A 17,569-nucleotide genomic window follows, 5' to 3' on the forward strand; every position below is an offset into this window, starting at 1 on the left:
GGTTTCGCTCCACGCTTCCTCCCCACACTCGGTCACCCTCATGCAGTTGCGCTTCGCTTCATTTGCCGTGGTCAGCTTATGGGAGGACTTCCACCTCCAAAATCGCGCCCATGCTGGGCGCACAACGTGCGAAGGCCCGGTTCATGGAACCGGGCCTTCGTTTTTGGCCCCCCGCCTGTGCCGTCTCCGCCGGGCATCCTGAACCGGTGGTTCAGGGAGGTCGCGTTCCCACCGCTTCAGGCTCACCCGACTGGGGGCGCGCACACCGCGGCATTCAGGTCGGCAACCGAGTCTCTCGACTATTGGTTCAAGGAATCTACGACTTCGACGAACACTGCAGGGGATTGAACCTGCGACACACCTGACACGCTCAGAACAGCTTTTCCTGCTGGGCGAGCACTCCATCGAGGCGTGCCGTCATGAATCCGATTCTACGCTTCGCGGCAGGCATGTCAAACCCTCCGGCACGCTGCTGCAGAAGATGTTCATGGACGAGATTGAGCGCGGTCATGATGGCCAGGCGCTCGCCGGAGGAACCGGTCTTGCGCGCCACCTCGCCAAGGCGGTCGTCGAGCACGGCAACCGCCGCCAGCAGGCCCTCGCGGTCTTCCGGCTTGCAGGAAACGTGGTATTCCTTGCCGAGCAGCTTGATGTCCAGGGTGTCCATGGCGGGGCGCTCAGGCCTGTGGCAGCCTGGCGAGCAGGCTTTCCAGTTTCTCGGTGGCCAGGCGCAGCTTCTCGCCCTGACTGCGGCTTTCCGCTTCGAGTCTGGCGAGGCGCGCGCGCAGGTCGCGGTTTTCCGCCTTCACGCCTTCATGCAGGACGACGACCTGCTCGATGCGGCTTTCCAGTTGGGAGAGTTCTTCTTCCATGGCGGCGATGGTAGAGGGCGGCCCGATGGCGGTCAAGCGCGCGCGCTGCGCAGCACGTCGGCAAGGCTGCCGCCCATGCAGCGGGCGAGGGTGTCGAGGTCGAGCGCAGCCTCCAGGCTGTCCGCCAGACGGTCGAGATCGGCCTGGCGGCGGGCGGCAAGATCCACCTCCCCGGCGTCTGCGGCCCCCGCCCAGGCAAGGAGCGCCGCCAGCGCGGCGGGTTCGTCGAAAAGTCCATGAACATAGCTGCCCAGCACCTGACCGTCGTCGGACAGCGCTCCATCCTCGCGGCCATCACCGAGACGCAGCGCCGGGCGGGCGAGCGCAGCACCGCGCGACACCCCCATGTGAATCTCGTAACCGCGCACCGCTGCCGCCGCGCCCTGCAGACACAGTTCGCCGTCGACGTTGGCAAGCTGCTTCTCGGCCTCCAGCACGGTGTCCATGTCGAGCACGCCGAAACCTGCCGTCTCCCCGGCAAGCCCTTCCACGCCGGCAGGGTCGGCGAGCGTGCGCCCGAGCATCTGGAAGCCGCCGCAGATGCCGATCACCTTGCCGCCATAACGCAGGTGACGGCGCAACGCGCCCTCCCAGCCATGGGCGCGCAGCCACGCCAGATCGGCCTGCACGCTCTTGGAGCCCGGCAGCACGATGAGGTCGGCGGGCGGAATGTCCTGTCCCGGACCCACCCAGCGGAAGTCGACCTGCGGATGCAGGCGCAGTGGATCGAGATCGGTGTGATTGGAAATGCGCGGATACACCGGCGCGATCACCCGCAACAGGGGGACGGCCTTGTCCACCCGGGCATCGCCGAGGGCGTCCTCGGCATCCAGGAAAAGGCCGTGAAGATAGGGCAGCACGCCCAGCACGGGCCGCCCGGTGCGCGCCTCCAGCCAGTCCAGCCCGGGCTGCAGCAGGGCGATGTCGCCACGGAAACGGTTGATCACGAAACCTTTCACGCGCGCCTGCTCGGAGGGCGAGAGCAGTTCGAGGGTGCCTACCAGATGGGCGAAGACACCGCCGCGATCGATGTCGGCGACCAGGATCACCGGGCAATCGACAGCCTCGGCAAAACCCATGTTGGCAATGTCGCGGTCGCGCAGGTTGATCTCTGCCGGACTGCCGGCGCCCTCCACCAGCACGCACTCGTAGGCGTCAATGAGGCGCTGCCAGGACTCCAGCACCGCGGTGAAGGCGGTGGGTTTGTAGTCGTGGTAGGCGCGTGCATTGAGGTTGGCAGCGACCTTGCCGTGGATGATGACCTGGGCACCGACGTCGCTCGCCGGTTTGAGCAGCACCGGGTTGAAATCCGTGTGCGGCACCAGACCCGCAGCCAGGGCCTGCAGGGCCTGGGCGCGGCCGATCTCACCGCCATCGGCGGTGACCGCGGAATTGAGCGCCATGTTCTGCGGCTTGAACGGCGCCACGCGCACGCCGCGGCGCGCCAGCAGGCGGCACAGTCCGGCGACCAGGGTGCTCTTGCCGGCATCGGAGGTGGTGCCCTGCACCATCAGGGTGGGTGTGCGCTGCATCGCGTAGAATCCGGGGTCCGAGTTTTCCTGTTCCCGTAAGGGTCGCTCCGCGCAGACGCTTCGCCTGCCGGGTGCGGGATTATCCCATGTCCGCTGCCTCCGTCCTGCTCACCACTCTCCTTGCCAAATGCGCCGCGGGCATCGTCCTCGACCGTGCCCTTGGCGAACCGCGGCGCTGGCACCCGCTGGTCGGCTTCGGCCATCTCGCCAACTGGCTGGAAGGACGCCTCAATCGCGGCGGCGGTCCGGGGTTGCAGATGCTGCGCGGCAGCGTCGCATGGCTGCTCGCCGTACTGCCGTGGGTGGCGCTGGCGTGGCTGCTGCGCGACAGCCACCCCTACGCTCACTGGGTGGTGGACGTGCTGCTGCTGTGGTTCGCCCTCGGCGCGCGCAGCCTCTGCGAGCATGGCGAAGCCGTCGCCGCAGCGTTGGCGCACGGCGATCTGGACGCAGCGCGCACGCGCGTGGGCTGGATCGTCAGCCGCGACACGACGGCGCTGGACGCCGGGGAGGTCGCCCGCGCCGGCACCGAGTCGGTGCTGGAGAACGGCAACGACGCGGTCTTCGGCGCGCTGTTCTGGTTCATCGTCGCCGGCGGTGCCGGCGTCCTGCTGTTCCGTCTCGCCAACACCCTGGACGCCATGTGGGGCTACCGTAATGCGCGCTTCCTGTTCTTCGGCCGCGCTGCGGCACGCCTGGACGACGCCCTCAACTGGCTGCCCGCCCGCCTCACCGCGCTGACCTACGCCGTACTGGGCGACACCCGCCGCGCCCTGCGCTGCTGGCGCAGCCAGGCGCCACAGTGGGACAGCCCCAACGCCGGCCCGGTGATGGCTGCGGGCGCCGGCAGCCTCGCCGTCTGCCTGGGCGGCGTGGCCACCTATCATGGCCAGCGCGAAATCCGCCCGCAACTGGGTGAAGGACGCACCGCCGACGCCGGCAGCGTGCGCGCGGCAATCACCCTGGTCAGGCGCGGCCTGCTGCTGTGGCTGGCAGTGCTGGGCGTCAGCGCCCTGCTTGGCGCCCTTGCTGGCGGAGTCCTCGCCCATGCTTGAGCACGGCGGCCGTCTGCGCGCTGCCGCGAGGCAGTACGGCATCGCCATCGAGGCCTGGGTCGACCTGTCCACAGGCATCAACCCTTGCGGCTGGCCGGTGCCCCCCCTTCCCGCAGCGCTGTGGCAGCGCCTTCCCGAGGACGACGACGGCCTCATCGAGGCTGCCACTGACTACTACGGCAGCGCGCATATGCTTGCGGTGGCGGGCTCACAGGCCGCCATCCAGACCCTGCCGGCAGTGCTGCCAGGAACCAGCGTGGCCATCCTCGCGCCCACCTATGCCGAACACCCCCACGCCTGGCGGGGGTGCCGCCCGCGTGTGCTGGGCGCCAGCGAGGTCGATGCGGCGGCGGGAAATGTCGACGTGCTGGTGGTCGTCAACCCCAACAATCCCACGGGCACAGTGTTCGAGCGCAACCGTGTCCTTGCTTGGCTGGCACGCCAGCAGGCGCGCGGCGGCTGGCTGGTGGTGGACGAAGCATTCATGGACTGCACCCCTGCCCACAGCATTGCCGACCACGGCGGCACCGCGGGGCTGGTGGTACTGCGTTCGCTGGGCAAGTTCTTCGGCCTCGCCGGCGCCCGCGTCGGCTTCATCCTCGCACCGCTGCAGCTTCGCCTGGCGCTCGCCGAACGCCTCGGCCCCTGGGCGCTGAGCGGTCCGGCGCGTGAAGTCGCCCGCCTCGCCCTCGCCGACCGCGCCTGGCAGGAAACGAGCCGCCACCAGCTTGCAGCCGCCGGCGAGCGCCTGCACGCCATGCTGCAACACCGGCTCGGCGGCAACTGGACGGGAACGGCGCTGTTCCGCTGGCAGCAGCGCCACGACGCTGCCGCCGTACATGAGGCCCTCGCCCGTCAGGGCATCCTCGTTCGCCTCTTTGCCGAGAATCCGGCGCTGCGCTTCGGCCTGCCTGCCGACGAGCATGCCTGGCAACGCCTCGACGACGCCTTGCGCACCATCGCCTCACTTACCCACCACAACAGCCCCTCGGTACCATGACGACACGCTACAGACTGCGCACCACCCTGTCCGCAACCGCTGCGGCACTCGCCCTGCTGCTCGCGCACGGCGCGGCAGCCCAGATCAGCATCATCGACGATACCGGTCGCGAGGTGACGCTGCCACGCCCTGCGCAGCGTATCGTCAGCCTCGCACCCCATCTCACCGAGGTCTTGTTCGCCGCCGGCGCGGGCCCCCAGGTAGTCGGCGTGGTGGCCTACAGCGACTACCCTGAAGAGGCTGCGCGCCTGCCCCAGGTGGGCGGCTACACCAGCATCGACCTCGAAGCCGTGGTCGCCCTGCGCCCCGACCTGGTGGTGGCATGGGCCAGCGGCAATCGCGCGGCCAACATCGACGGGTTGCGCGCACTGGGCATCGCGGTGTATCTCAACGAGCCCCGCCGCATGGAAGACGTCGCCCGCAGCCTGGAGAACATTGGCCAGCTCGCCGGCACCGGCGCACAGGCCCGCGCCGCCGCGACCGCCTTTCGCGAGCGCCGTGCCGCACTGGCTGCGCGCTACAGCGAACGCCCGCCGGTACGCATGTTCTATCAGATCTGGGACCAACCGCTGATGACCATCAACGGCCAGCATCTGATCAGCGACGCGATCCGGCTGTGCGGCGGCGAGAACGTCTTCGCCGATCTGCCGCAGATCGCCCCTACCGTGGGCATGGAAGCGGTACTCGCGGCGGATCCGGAAGTGGTCGTCGCCAGCGGCATGGGCGAAGCCCGCCCGGAGTGGCTGGAGCAGTGGAAACGCTGGCCCGCCCTGCACGCCACCCGCGCCGACAATCTCTACTTCATCCCGCCACAGCTGATACAGCGTCACACCCCGCGCCTGCTCGAAGGCGCGACGCAGTTGTGTGAGTTCCTGGAAAGGGCGCGCACGCGGCGCGGCGCAGAGGCAAGGTAGCAGCGCAGGCAGTCCTGCGCCGCAATCACACCATCTGTGTGGGTATCGGCGCCGGCATCGGGTCGACCTTGCCCATCGCTTCGCGCGCGGCGCGGCGGCGGGCACTGCGCGACAGGCGGTAGGCCTGCTTCCACGCCGACTCGGAGCGCTCCCACCAGTCGCGGTCAAAGATCCACGCCAGGCGCGGCAACAGGGCGGAGAGGTAGTGCGAAGCGGCGGAAGGGCCGACGGTGGCCGTCTGCCCGGCCTCCACACGCATCGCCCGCAGGCGCTCGGCCGGGGTCGGATGCAGGCTGGCGGCGTCGCCTTCGGCACCACCGCAGAAGCCGGCATTCATGCCGGTAACCTCGTGAAAGCCGGCCGCCACGCCGAGCCCCATCTCGCGGAAGGGGCGGATGCTCGGCTGTGCCGACGACTCGCACTGCGCCAGCACCTTGGGCCAGTAATCCTCGCGCAGGAAGCGGTCCTTCAGCGAAACCTCGATCAAGGCCTCGGCGAGCAGTCCGCGGCCGACCAGACGCGCCGCCGAGGCATCGGCCTCGAACTCCTCCAGCCGGGACAGGCGCAGCATGCGCAGGGTGTAGTTGCCGGAAGCCGCCGCATCGAGCCAGCCTGCAAAGGCGGGGAAGAGGTAGGAGACGTGGTCGAGCACGCGCATCCACCACGCCCGCAGGTGGGCACCGATGGCGCCCAGGCCACGGCGCTGCATGCTCAGGTGGCCGAACTCGTGTGCCAGCACGGCGAGAAACTGTCGCCGCGACAGGCAATGCACCAGCGGCAGACCGATCATCAGGTGGGTTTCGATGGGACCGATCCAGCCGTAGCGCGGGCGCTGCATCACCGCCGCGTTCATCTCGTCGGTAATCCACACGCCGTCGAGCGGCGCGGCCCCCATGCGACGACCAACCTCGTTGATGCGGTAATGGAGGGCTTCGGCCTCATCGGGCGCCAGCCATACCCCGGCCGGCGGGGGCGGCGAGAGCATCAGCAGGCGCACCAGCACCAAACCGAACGCCGCCACCATCAGGGCCAGCGCAGCCCAGCCGAGGGTTTCGGCAAACGATGGGGCGATCAGCGCCTGCCCGCCAAGACGCCACACCGCTCCTGCAACGACGGCAAGCAGGAGCAGCAGACCGACGAGGGCAGCGCCAGCCACCATTCCCAGGCGACGCGCCAAGCGCACGCGCAGCGAGCCGATGCGGGAAGATTCGGAGCTGGCGGAAGCGCGCATGGGAAATCACCCTGGGAAGAGTTTGGCAGTGCACCATAGTCTAGGCCAGGGCGAGCAGTTTTGAGCCAAATCAAATTTGACTCAGTTATTTCAGCAAATGCTGATCGACTAGCCCCCGCCTCAGAAGCGCACTGCTTCAGCGCGCGTCGGCGAGCAGGCCGCGCATCTTCTGCATCGCCTTGGCCTCGATCTGGCGGATGCGCTCGGCGGAAACGCCGTATTCGGCTGCCAGTTCGTGCAGGGTAGCGGTTTCCCCTTCGCTCAGCCAGCGCCGTTCGACGATGGCGCGACTGCGCTCGTCAAGGCTGCCGAGCGCCTCGCGCAGGCCGACGTCCTGCAGGCGGGCCAGCTGCGCCTGCGCCAGCACCTCGGAGGGTTCGGCATGGGGGTCGGGCAGGTAGGCGATGGGCGCGTAACGGTCGTCCTCGTCGTCACCACTGCCTTCGAGCGGGATGTCACGGCCGCCAAGGCGGGTTTCCATCTCCACCACCTCTTCCGGCTTCACCTTCAGCTGCGCGGCCACTGCCTCGACTTCATCCACGTTCAGGGTGCCGCTGTCCTGCTTCAGGCTGCGCAGGTTGAAGAACAGCTTGCGCTGCGCCTTGGTGGTGGCAATCTTCACCAGCCGCCAGTTCTTCAGGATGTACTCATGGATCTCGGCCTTGATCCAGTGGATGGCGAAGGACACCAGACGCACGCCGCGCGACGGATCGAAACGCTTCACCGCCTTCATCAGGCCGACGTTGCCTTCCTGGATGAGGTCCGCATGAGGCAGGCCGTAGCCCAGATAACCGCGCGCGATGGCCACCACCACGCGCAGGTGGGAAAGCACCAGCTTGCGCGCGGCCTCCACATCACCCTCGTCGCGCAGGCGCGTGGCCAGTTCGACTTCCTCGCGCTCGGAGAGCAGCGGCATGCGATTGACCGACTGGATGTACTGGTCGATGCTGCCCGCCGCGGGCACGGGAAAATTCAGGGCATGAGTCATGTGCGTCATTCCTCCTTGGGGCGATTTTAGCACTCTGGCGATGAGAGTGCTAAAGGGAGAAATGGTTCAGCCCTGTCCCGGGACCTCGGCCACCGGCTTGAGGGCACCTTCGAGCACCTGAAAGAACACCGTTTCCAGGGACATCGCCGGCTTCACCGTGACGATGCGCCCACCACCGTCCTGCAGGCGGGCGATGAAGGCCGGCAGATCGGCCTGCGCCAGTTCCTGCTCGAACTCGCCACTGCGGATGCTGCTCGCCGCCTCGCCCAGCGCCGCCGCAGCCTGGTAGCGGACCAGATAGCGGTCGGCGCGCTCGGCTACCAACTCATGCGGTGCCCGCGTGGTGATCAGCTCACCGCGGTGAATGAAGCCGAAACGGTCGGCGATGCGCTCGACGTCGTGCAGCACGTGGGAGGTGAGGAAAATCGCCCCGCCGTCGCGCTTGTAATTGGCGAGGATATCGACGACATCCTTGCGCCCCACCGGATCGAGCCCGGAAAGCGGCTCGTCGAGCACCAGCAGGCGCGGGCTGACCACCATCGCATGAGCCAGCGCAACACGCTGCACGTTGCCCTTCGACAACTGCCGGACCGCCCTCTTGGCATATTCGGCCACCGAGAAGCGCTCCAGCCACTGCATGCACCAGGCTTCGCGGTCGTCGCGGCGGATGCCGTACATGTCCAGCGCCATGCGCAGGATCTCCAGCGGCGTGAACTGCTCGTACAGTGCCGGCGCCTCCGGCACATAGGCCACGCCACGGCGCGCCGCCGCCTCGCGGGCGGAAACGCCGTACAGCCTGACCTCGCCGTCATAGTCGTCGATGACGTCGAGCATGACCTTGATGGTAGTGGACTTGCCGGCGCCGTTCGGGCCTACGAAACCGAAGACTTCACCTTCGCTCACGGTGAAGCTGACGTCGCGCAAAGCCTGCACGGTGCGTCCCTTGCTGCGGAAGGTCTTGCTGACCGAACGGAATTCGAGCGCGAGGCTCATCGCATCCTCTCCATGCCGGGAATCCTGATCTCACGCAGACGGAAGTGCCCGTCCACAAACTCGTAGCCCAGACGCAGCGGATCCTGCGGGAAGGCATCCAGAATACCCTCCTGCAGCAAGGCTTGCGGCTGAACCAAGGCCTTCCCGGTCAGCGCCTCGTAACGCGCCTGCGCTTCACGGAGGGTGAGCAGCCCCTGCAGGCGGCCAATACGCTTGGTCAGCATCTCGCGCAGACGTTCATCGGCAACCTGCTCGCGTTCATGCTCCAGAAATGTCAGCGCCGCGCGGCCATCGGCAAACTCACCGGCCTCGATCATGATGCCGACGTTGCGCATCGATGCCGCATTGTGCGGATCGCGCGCCCGTTCCGCCGCCATCTCCAACGCTGCGCGGGCCGCGCCGGCATCGCGGTTGAAAAACCACAGATTGAAGCCGTAGAAGAACGCCGGAAACTCATCCCAGCGCCGACACGCGACCGCCCTGCGCAGGACGTCCAGCCCCTCTCCCGGCGCACCACCCCAGGACAGCATGGCGTTGGCCACATAGTAGTTGTCTTCGTTGCAGGGATTGAGCTGCGCCACCACGCGGTGAGCGCGGATGCGGTAAGAGGCACTCGCTGCCGCATTGCGCGGGTCGTCATCGGCCGTCGCCATGACCCTGATGGTCTCGAAATTGGCGGCAAGATAAGGGTCTCCCGCCGCCAGCACGATCTGCACCGGAGCGGAAAACACCACGCGATCAGCAACAGCCGGCCGCGGCGCGGGCAGGGCTCCGCCCCGCCCGAGCACCAGGGCCAGGAACAAAGCCGCTGCAACCACTGCCAGCATCAAGGAGTTGAAGCCGCGCACAAGCATCTTCTTCACGCAAAACGCTTGCGCGCCAATGCCCACACCGCCAGCGCAGTGAGCGCCACACCGTAGGCCACCGCGGTTGCCAGGTGCCAGGCCCATTGCTGTGGCAGCAGGTCCATCTGGCCGTAGAGCGCAATCGCACGAACGTCCAGCGCAGCCAGGTCTGGGAGGAGAAAGCCCAGCAAACCGAGCGAGGACTGATAGGTCTCGGCCCCCTCGACCAGCCAGGACTCGCGCTGCAGCAAGGCCACGATGGCCGAAAATGAACGCGCCACCAGCATGAAGCCCAGCGTCCCGATGAGCACGAAACTCGGGGTGGAGGCCACCACTGCCAGCAAGGTGCCCAGCGCCACCAGCACAAACAGATCGACCATCACGAAAGCGATGCTGATCCAGTACGGCAAGCCCAGCGCAACCGGTGTCGCCTGCTCATAGCCGGAAGCCACCCAGCCCACCACACCGGCGAGCGCCCCGGCCAGCACGAGCAGCAGCCCACCGAGCAGGAGAAGTACGGCACACAGACGCCCGAGCAGGAAGAAATGACGGGGCCTGGGATAGGTCAGGGAGCTGAGGAAGAGGCGGCGATCGAACTCGCGCGAGAGAAGCTCCTGAAGCAGCAGTACGCCCACCACGGGCAGAAACAGCCGGATCATCGACAACCCGGCGTCGAGCGCCACGGTTGCCGGCTGGCGCCCGCTGAACTGGGCCGCAAGGTAGGAAACAATGACCACTACAACGGCCACCCAACCGCTCATCACGAGAAATCGGGCACGCATAGCGAGGCGCAAGGCAACCCCAACATCCGGTGCAATCGGCATCGTCAATAACGCAATCTGAACTTAAAGGTGGATTTTAACCACAGGACACGCCATCTGCGATTCGAACACATCACGAATCCGACTAACGGACAGCACAATCATTCGGCAAAAAACTCTAAGCCAACCAGAGACGCATCGTCACAGTCAGCGCCAATCGCCAGACCAACGGGAGCGGAAAAGACAGCACTCGCAACAAACGCTCTGGCTCCAGACACCTCGACATTCTGTGAGGTTGTGGCGCATGTTTCAGCGTTGAAAATGAGACTACCATCACTACGCAGTCCGATTGCGCCACAGGGAACCGAAGACGTCCGCCTGCTCCCCATACGGCTGCACGTAGCCACCTTGATGTCGTTGGCCGTCTCGTTGCACGACCATGCTCCGCTGACGTTCGCAGACAAATTCAAAACAACAGGACGTGACAACAGGGGACAATCGGCCGGCATAACCGGGCCCGTACCTACCGGCTCAGCTGCAAGTGCGGCTGGGCACACCATCAATGCGAGGAGATAGCGTAGCCAGAACATGCGCGATGCCTCCCAAGGAACTACCTTGGCCACCCCTGACAAACCCCTTGTCTGGCAGGTAGCCGACACCACACATACTCTAAACTTGCATAGATTAATGCCACATCACCGCAACCACCCTCACATCCTTTCCCTCCAAGAACCGTACCTTGGAGACTCAGGAAGTGAGGGCGGCGAGACAAGCCGAAATTACGGCTGGAAGTTCTCGTGGGCGGTGAGAATCGCGGCGGAACAACTGCCACCAAGGAAGGACGGCGCTACGGAACCACCACTGGTTTGGGCGAAGAATCCACGGAAGTCTGCCGCCCCTTGGATCACCGTACCTGCTGCAACAGCCGCAGCATCACAATCGTTGTGGTTGAAGATCCCATTGCCACTGGCATCAACGCCAATTTGGGCACAAAGCAGGCTGTCATTGCGCGAACCCGCGTTGTGGCAGCTACCGACGGTAATCGTGTTGGTCGCCTCATCGCAAGCAAATGCGCCAACCACGTTGGAAGAAAGATTGATACGGACGGACTCGGAGAGCAGTTCGCAATCACCGGTAGCCCCACCGGTTACAACGCCGTTCGCGGGAACAACCATCGCCTGGGCGAACACGGAAGAAGACACTCCGAGACCCGCAATCAGCAGGATATTGGCAAGCTTTTTCATATCAGAAATCTCCTATAACGGTTAGCGCTGCGCTGCTGCCATGACGGTCAACATGTTCTTAGCATCGGCCTGAGCAGACGAATCATTCGCCTTGGCACGATACTCGTTGAACTGCGGAATCGCGATAGCCGCCAGGATGCCGATGATCGCCACGACGATCATCAGTTCGATCAGGGTAAAACCCTTCTGCACCTTCTTCATGAGAATGCTCCTCTAGGTTGTTTTCACGGGACAGACTTCCGTCTCGCTCGGCGATCATATACGCACGAGGCGTGCCAGGTTTGTAAAGGATTGTTTTATCTGCAACTTACATGAAGCCCTGGTAATTCGCACGTGACCAAAAATGACAAGCGACCTGCATTACTGTCAAGATTTGACAGTCCCGTGTACACCCCGTGCACACCTTCTCCGGACGGCCGGCGCATGCCATTCAAAGCGCACCCTCGCCAGCCCCGGCGCCACCTTCCAGCACCCGCAGCAGACTGGCGGTGTCGTTGCGCCCCCAGCCCGCGGCCATCAGCGCGTTGAGCTGCTGGGCGGTCTGGCCGGCGACTGGCAGTGGCACGCCGAGGCGGTGGGCCTCGGCGAGCAGCAGGCCGAAGTCCTTGTGGTGCAGGCGGGCCTCGATGCCGGCGGTGAAGTCGCGTGCCACCATGCGCTGGCCCATCACTTCCAGCACCCTGGAGGCGGCAGAGCCGCCCGTCAGGGCCTGGCGCACCGCGGCCAGATCGACACCGTGCGCGCGCGCCAGATGCATGGCCTCGGCACAGGCCTGGATGGCGTTGACCATGACCATCTGGTTGCAGGCCTTGGCGACCTGACCAGCACCGGCGGGGCCGATGTGCACAATGCGCTGCCCGAGCACGGCGAGCAGCGGGCGCACCTTGTTCAGCACCGCCTCCTCGCCCCCGGCCATGATCGCCAGGGTGGCATCGCGGGCGCCCTGTTCGCCACCGGAGACCGGTGCGTCGAGCCAGCCGATGCCGCGCGCGGCGTAGCGTGCGGCGAGCTCGCGGGCGACGGCGGGGGCAATGGTGCTCATGTCCACGTGCACCGCGCCGGAGGCAAGGCCGGCGGCCAGCCCCTCGTGCCCGAAGGCCAGCGCCTCGACGTCGGAGCTGCTGGTGACGATGCTGAACACCACTTCGCAGCGCGCGGCAAGCGCAGCCGGCGTCGCGCTGACGTGGGCGCCCCGCGCGGCGAGTGCGGCAGTGGCTTCGGGGCGGCGCGCCCACACGGCGAGTTCGTGCCCGGCGCCAAGCAGGTGCCCGGCCATGGGCGCGCCCATCACGCCGAGGCCGATGAAACCGACCTTCATGCGCCCTCCCCGCCGCTCATGCGCTCGAGCAGCTTGAGCATGGCGATGGAGTCGTCCTCGCCCATGCCACTGCCCACCAGGGCGTTGAACATCTGTGCGGTGGCCGCTGCCGAGGGCAGAGCGAGGCCGAGGCGGTGGGCCTCTTCCATGACGATGCGCATGTCCTTCTGGTGCATCCAGGCCTTGAAACCGGGCTTGAAGTTGCGGTCGAGCATGCGCTGGCCGTGGTTCTCGAGAATGCGCGAATAGGCGAAGCCGCCGAGCAGGGCCTCACGCACCTTGCCGGCATCCACGCCGCTCCTGGTGGCGAAGTTGAGCGCCTCGGCGACCGCGGCCACGCCCACGCCGGTGAGGATCTGGTTGCAGGCCTTGGCGACCTGGCCGGCGCCCGCGCCGCCGATCAGGGTGACCGACCTGCCCATGGCCTCGAAGGCCGGCTTCGCCTTCTCGAAGGCCGCAGCGTCGCCGCCCACCATGATGGTCAGCGTGCCGGCGATGGCGCCGACCTCGCCGCCGGAAACCGGTGCATCGAGCATGGCGACGCCACGTCCGGCGAGTCCGGCGGCGATGCGCTGCGCCGCGGCGGGGGCGATTGTGCTCATGTCGACGTGGATGTGGCCGGCACCGGCACCGTCGGCAACGCCGTCCGGCCCCAGGGTGACTTGCTCCACGTCCGGGGCGTCGGCGACGATGCTGATGGTCAGCGCGGCCCGGCGCGCCACCTCGGCGGCACTCGCGCAGTCGCCGGCACCGGCGTCGAGCAGCGGCTGCATCGACGCGCGCCGGCGGCTCCAGACGTGCACCGTGTGGCCGGCCTTGATCAGGTTCAGCGCCATCGGGCGCCCCATCAGGCCAAGGCCGATGAATCCGACATCCATATGCGACTCCTCTCTGGCATGCATGGGGGTTCGGGCGGATAATCGCCCACATGAACTACGCCCCAATCATCAAGGAAATCGGCCGCGGCGCCAAGGGCGCGCGCCCGCTCGACGTCGACCAGGCGCAGGCGGTGTTCGGCGACATGCTCGACGGCAAGGTGCCCGAGCTGGAACTGGGCGCCATCGTCATGGCGCTGCGCATCAAGAGCGAATCGGCCGAGGAATTGCTGGGCTTCAAGCGCGCCATCGATGCACGCACGCCGCAGCTGGCGGTGCCGCCCGGCCCGCGCTGCGTGGTGCTGCCGACCTACAACGGCGCCCGCCGGCAGGCCAACCTGATGCCCCTGCTGGCCCTGCTGCTGGCGCGCGAGGGCATCCCGGTGCTGATCCATGGCCGCCACGATTTCGACAATCGCAGCAGCCCCTTCGCGCTGCTCGCTGCCCTCGGCGTACACCCGGCGGCGGACGCCGCAGCGGCAGCGGCCGCCCTGGCGCGCGGCGCCATCGCCTGCATGAAGCTCGACACCCTGCTGCCGGGGCTCGACCGCCTGCTGGCGCTGCGCCTGCGCATGGGAGTGCGCGGCAGCGCGCATACCATGGCAAAACTGATCGACCCCTGCCGTGGACGCAGCGCGCGGGTGGTGGCGGTGACCCACCCGGAGTACCTGCAGCGCATGCACCACTTCCTGTGCGCCGATGGCGGCCACGCGATGCTGCTGCGCGGCACCGAAGGGGAGGCCTATGCCAATCCGCGCCGACGGCCGGAGATGAAGGTATTCGAGGACGGCATGGCGCGCATCGCCTGGAACGCGGAAGAAGGCGGCGCACCGCCGCTGGCGGACCTGCCGGACTGTCCGGAGGTGGCCGACAACGCGGCGCTGATCGAGGCCATCCTGGACGGCCGCCGCGCCTTGCCGGCAGCGCTGGCGGCGCAGGCTGAAACCCTCAGGGCGCTTGCCCACGGATGACAGGGAGGAAGCTCTCAAGAAACAGCTTCCGGGTATCACTGGCAGGGAGGCGCGCAAGGCTCCACTCCCGTTCGGGCTGAGCCCTTCGGCTGCGCTCAGGACCGGCCTGTCGAAGCCCGCTCCGAGGCACTACCGAAAAACGCCCTTCGACAGGCTCAAGGCGAACGGAGTATCCGTTTCCTGCGCCTGCTTTGCCACACCCGCGGCGGGATTTGCTTCGCTCGCTCGGCACAATCAGGGAGGACCACGTTCCCTCCGCCCTGACGGCAGGCTGCGCTACTCGACTACCTTGACGATGGCGCCACCGATCTCGTAGCGCCCGGGGGAAACGCTGTGGCAGCGCTTGACCGCCAGCCGGGTGACCAGCGGGGCGGCACCGCTTGGCGACACCACCGACACCTTGAGCACCTCCGATTCACCGGGGACATAATCGGCGTGCAGGGTCATGCCGCTGATGCTCAGTTCGATGCACTCGGCACTGACCGTGTCACCCGAGGGCAGATGGATGAGGGCCGTGCACCCGAGCGGGATGCGGCGGTCGAGGCGACGTTCTGGGGGCGCGGCACGATCATTCATGGCGGAAGTCCGATGCTCGATGACGACTCCCGGATTGTAGCCCCGGGAGCCCCCCGACACATCACCAAAGTCGTGTTTTTCGGCTCCCCTGCGATCAGCGTCGCGATTCGCGCATCACCTCGGCAAACAGCGCCTCCTTGTCGATCTCCGTCATCGACGGCGCCTCGGCGGCGCACAGCGCGGCCATCTCCACCCCATCCGCGTGACCCAGCGCTGCGGCGTCGGGAAGGTCCTCACGGGCCACCTGCAGGGTACTCATCAGTTGCCCCATGCCGGCGAGCGTGCGCGCCTGGGCGATGTAGCGGTCGTGGACGGCGCTGACGTAGGCACGGCGGGCCTGGAAGTATTCGTTCTCGGTATCGAGCAGGTCGAGCAGGGTGCGCTGGCCGATGTCGAACTGGTCGCGATAGGCCTGGCGGGCCTTCTCGGTGGAGAGCTGGTGCTGATCCAGATAGACCAGTTGCTCCTGCAGGCGGCGCACGTCGTTGTGGGCGATGGCGAGGGTCTGGCGCAGATCGCGGCAGGCCTTCTCGCGCAGGTCGCGGGCCTGATTGAGCTGCTCCGCGGCCTGGCGCAGGCGGGCATTGTCGGCACCGCCGCGGTAGAGGTTGTAGCTCAGCACCACTTCGACCACACCCTCGCGGGTGGTGCCGCTGACGTTGCTGAGGTTGCGGTCCACGGCCTGGCGGGCGCGCAGATCGACGCGGGGGTGGTGAGCGGCACGCCGGGCATCGACCTCGGCCTGCCCCGAGCGGACGTTCTCCTGCGCGGCGAGCAAGGATGGGCTGTTGCGGAAAGCCTCGGCAAGCGCTTCCTGGGCGCTCCCCGGCAGTGCCGCCAAGTCGCCTCCGGGCGCAGGCAGCGCCTCCGGCGGCTGGGCGCCGACGATGCGCTGGTAGCGCGCACTGACGTCATGGAGGTTGGACAGTTCGGTGAGCAGGTTGGATTCAGCCAGCGCAAGGCGGCCGGTGGCCTGTTCGAGGTCCACCCGGCGCGCCACGCCAGCTGCGGCGCGCTCGGCGATCTGGTCATGGACCTGGCGGTGCTGGACGTAGTTGTCCTTGGCCAGTTGCAGCAGCTCGCGGTAGCGCAGCACGTCGGCGTAGGCGCGCACGGCCTCCAGCACGGTGCCCTCGGCAGCATCGACGAGTTCGAAGTAGCGCGCCAGGCGGGCGTGGCCGAGGCGGGAGACCTCGGAACGGGTGAAGAAGCCGTCGTACACCATCTGGTTTAGCGACAGCGTGGCGTTCTGGTGATTGAAGCTGTCACTGCCCAGACCGGGGCGGGAAATGCGTTCGCGCCCGCTGGAGGCGGTGAAGTCGAGCTGCGGACGGTAACCGCCGCGGGCAACGTCCTGTTCGGCCTCGGCAGCACGGAAGGCGTGCCAGCGCGCCTGCACCTCCGGGTTGGCGGTCACCGCGGCGCGCGCGGCTTCACGCAGGGGCTCGGGAGCCTGGGCGTGGACGACGGGGGCAAGGGCGGCAAGTATCGCTACATGAACCAGCTTGCGGAACATCTTCATGGTGTACGGCCTGTCATGGACTGTTGGCAGAGCGGGCAGGCGCCCGTTCTGGGTAGTGGCGATGATAGGCCAGGCGATCCATTGAGAATGCCAACTATTCGATGCAATTCGTTAATTCACCCCGGCCTCTGGCACTCAATCGCGGATAATTGACAGATATTCACCACCTGGGACGCCATGCCCCGCCATCCGGACCTTCGCCGCCGCGCCCTCGCCGCCTGCCGCCGCTGCTGGGTCGGGCTGGCCGTGGTGGCGGCCGGCCTTGCCCTGGCGGCGCCGGACTTTGATCGCCTGCTGAGCCTGGCCCAGTCGCGTTACGGCAGCAGCGGCGTCAACGCGGTGCAGGCCTGGCAGCGGATGCTCGCCGACACTGCAGATGCCGACGAGGCCGAACAGCTGCGCCGGGTCAATGAGTTCTTCAACCGCCGCCTGCGCTTCGACGACGATCTCCCCATCTGGGGCGAGGCCGACTACTGGGCAACGCCACTGGAGAGCCTCGGCCGTGGCGCCGGCGACTGCGAGGATTTCGCCATCGCCAAGTACGTCAGCCTGCGCCAACTCGGCATCAGCGCCGAACGCCTGCGGCTGATCTACGTGCGCGCGCAGATCGGCGGGCCGACCAGCCGCATCAGCCAGGCCCACATGGTGCTGGGGTATTACGCCAGCGCCGAGGCGGAACCGTTGATCCTCGACAACCTGATCGGCGAGATCCGCCCCGCGTCGCGTCGCGCCGACCTCTTCCCGGTGTTCAGCTTCAACAGCGCGGGCCTGTGGGTCGGCGGCGCCGCGGCGTCCTCGGCTGACCCCACCGCACGCCTGTCGCGCTGGCGCGACGTGCTCGAACGCATGCGCAACGAAGGCCTGCAATGAAC

Annotated in this window: 18 protein-coding genes, 1 other RNA gene and 1 pseudogene; 5 read left to right on the top strand and 15 right to left on the bottom strand. The window is 67.1% G+C overall.

The window, feature by feature from the left end; all coding sequences use genetic code 11:
* Window positions 1-164: 164 nt before the first annotated feature.
* From ssrS to C8261_RS15715, 4 genes are all read right to left on the bottom strand, one after another.
* Window positions 165-346: non-coding RNA, 6S RNA (gene ssrS / locus C8261_RS15700), on the bottom strand.
* A 24-nt stretch (window positions 347-370) separates the two neighbouring features.
* A complete protein-coding gene (locus C8261_RS15705) occupies window positions 371-667 on the bottom strand; it encodes a cell division protein ZapA (RefSeq protein ID WP_107494681.1) in 297 nt (98 codons plus the stop codon).
* Between the two features lie 10 nt (window positions 668-677).
* Window positions 678-872 (bottom strand): hypothetical protein, encoded by a 195-nt coding sequence (locus tag C8261_RS15710; protein WP_107494715.1) that lies wholly within the window; start codon window positions 870-872, stop codon window positions 678-680.
* Between the two features lie 32 nt (window positions 873-904).
* Window positions 905-2,404 carry a cobyric acid synthase gene (locus C8261_RS15715; RefSeq protein WP_235864948.1) on the bottom strand — a complete coding sequence of 500 codons (1,500 nt, stop codon included), beginning with the start codon at window positions 2,402-2,404 and terminating at the stop codon, window positions 905-907.
* A gap of 86 nt (window positions 2,405-2,490) precedes the next feature.
* On the opposite strand from C8261_RS15715, the gene cbiB reads away from it, so the two are divergent.
* Genes cbiB through C8261_RS15730 form a run of 3 tightly spaced genes read left to right on the top strand, consistent with a single transcriptional unit; the run spans window position 2,491 to window position 5,373 of the window.
* Window positions 2,491-3,459 carry an adenosylcobinamide-phosphate synthase CbiB gene (gene cbiB, locus C8261_RS15720; protein ID WP_107494682.1) on the top strand — a complete coding sequence of 323 codons (969 nt, stop codon included), beginning with the start codon at window positions 2,491-2,493 and terminating at the stop codon, window positions 3,457-3,459.
* The gene (cobD, locus tag C8261_RS15725) at window positions 3,452-4,459 is read left to right on the top strand and encodes a threonine-phosphate decarboxylase CobD (protein WP_107494683.1); all 1,008 of its coding nucleotides are present in this window, start codon (window positions 3,452-3,454) and stop codon (window positions 4,457-4,459) included. Before cbiB ends, cobD begins: the two co-directional genes overlap by 8 nt.
* Entirely contained in the window at window positions 4,456-5,373 is a 918-nt protein-coding gene (locus C8261_RS15730; RefSeq protein WP_107494684.1) for a cobalamin-binding protein, read from the top strand. Before cobD ends, C8261_RS15730 begins: the two co-directional genes overlap by 4 nt.
* Window positions 5,374-5,398: 25 nt before the next feature.
* Here the strand turns inward: C8261_RS15730 and C8261_RS15735 are convergent, their stop codons facing one another.
* The 9 genes and pseudogenes from C8261_RS15735 to C8261_RS15770 all read right to left on the bottom strand — a co-directional run bounded on the left by C8261_RS15735 (window position 5,399) and on the right by C8261_RS15770 (window position 13,631).
* Window positions 5,399-6,604 (bottom strand): M48 family metallopeptidase, encoded by a 1,206-nt coding sequence (locus tag C8261_RS15735; RefSeq protein ID WP_107494685.1) that lies wholly within the window; start codon window positions 6,602-6,604, stop codon window positions 5,399-5,401.
* 136 nt (window positions 6,605-6,740) lie between these two features.
* Window positions 6,741-7,592, bottom strand: a complete 852-nt coding sequence (gene rpoH, locus C8261_RS15740) for an RNA polymerase sigma factor RpoH (protein ID WP_107494686.1) — start codon at window positions 7,590-7,592, stop codon at window positions 6,741-6,743.
* 66 nt (window positions 7,593-7,658) lie between these two features.
* Window positions 7,659-8,585 (bottom strand): ABC transporter ATP-binding protein, encoded by a 927-nt coding sequence (locus tag C8261_RS15745; RefSeq protein WP_107494687.1) that lies wholly within the window; start codon window positions 8,583-8,585, stop codon window positions 7,659-7,661.
* Window positions 8,582-9,439 carry a hypothetical protein gene (locus C8261_RS15750; protein ID WP_181358972.1) on the bottom strand — a complete coding sequence of 286 codons (858 nt, stop codon included), beginning with the start codon at window positions 9,437-9,439 and terminating at the stop codon, window positions 8,582-8,584. Before C8261_RS15750 ends, C8261_RS15745 begins: the two co-directional genes overlap by 4 nt.
* A gap of 5 nt (window positions 9,440-9,444) precedes the next feature.
* Entirely contained in the window at window positions 9,445-10,191 is a 747-nt protein-coding gene (locus C8261_RS15755) for a hypothetical protein (protein ID WP_181358971.1), read from the bottom strand.
* A gap of 779 nt (window positions 10,192-10,970) precedes the next feature.
* Window positions 10,971-11,435, bottom strand: a complete 465-nt coding sequence (locus C8261_RS17220; protein ID WP_146161696.1) for a hypothetical protein — start codon at window positions 11,433-11,435, stop codon at window positions 10,971-10,973.
* Between the two features lie 98 nt (window positions 11,436-11,533).
* A pseudogene (locus C8261_RS17875) lies at window positions 11,534-11,636 on the bottom strand (prepilin-type N-terminal cleavage/methylation domain-containing protein); the annotation flags it as partial.
* Between the two features lie 229 nt (window positions 11,637-11,865).
* Window positions 11,866-12,753 carry an NAD(P)-dependent oxidoreductase gene (locus tag C8261_RS15765; protein WP_107494689.1) on the bottom strand — a complete coding sequence of 296 codons (888 nt, stop codon included), beginning with the start codon at window positions 12,751-12,753 and terminating at the stop codon, window positions 11,866-11,868.
* Entirely contained in the window at window positions 12,750-13,631 is an 882-nt protein-coding gene (locus tag C8261_RS15770; protein ID WP_107494690.1) for an NAD(P)-dependent oxidoreductase, read from the bottom strand. Before C8261_RS15770 ends, C8261_RS15765 begins: the two co-directional genes overlap by 4 nt.
* A 50-nt stretch (window positions 13,632-13,681) precedes the next feature.
* Here C8261_RS15770 and ybiB point away from each other — a divergent pair, with 50 nt between their 5' ends.
* Window positions 13,682-14,599, top strand: a complete 918-nt coding sequence (gene ybiB, locus C8261_RS15775) for a DNA-binding protein YbiB (protein ID WP_107494691.1) — start codon at window positions 13,682-13,684, stop codon at window positions 14,597-14,599.
* A gap of 276 nt (window positions 14,600-14,875) precedes the next feature.
* Here the strand turns inward: ybiB and C8261_RS15780 are convergent, their stop codons facing one another.
* Window positions 14,876-15,175 (bottom strand): PilZ domain-containing protein, encoded by a 300-nt coding sequence (locus tag C8261_RS15780; protein ID WP_107494692.1) that lies wholly within the window; start codon window positions 15,173-15,175, stop codon window positions 14,876-14,878.
* Window positions 15,176-15,269: 94 nt separating this feature from the next.
* Entirely contained in the window at window positions 15,270-16,697 is a 1,428-nt protein-coding gene (locus C8261_RS15785) for a TolC family outer membrane protein (RefSeq protein WP_107494693.1), read from the bottom strand.
* Window positions 16,698-16,874: 177 nt separating this feature from the next.
* Between C8261_RS15785 and C8261_RS15790 the strand changes: the two genes are divergently transcribed.
* Window positions 16,875-17,567, top strand: a complete 693-nt coding sequence (locus tag C8261_RS15790; protein WP_107494694.1) for a transglutaminase-like cysteine peptidase — start codon at window positions 16,875-16,877, stop codon at window positions 17,565-17,567.
* Window positions 17,568-17,569: the final 2 nt, after the last annotated feature.

The sequence above is a fragment of the Pseudothauera lacus genome (assembly GCF_003034845.1).
Classification (GTDB): domain Bacteria; phylum Pseudomonadota; class Gammaproteobacteria; order Burkholderiales; family Rhodocyclaceae; genus Pseudothauera; species Pseudothauera lacus.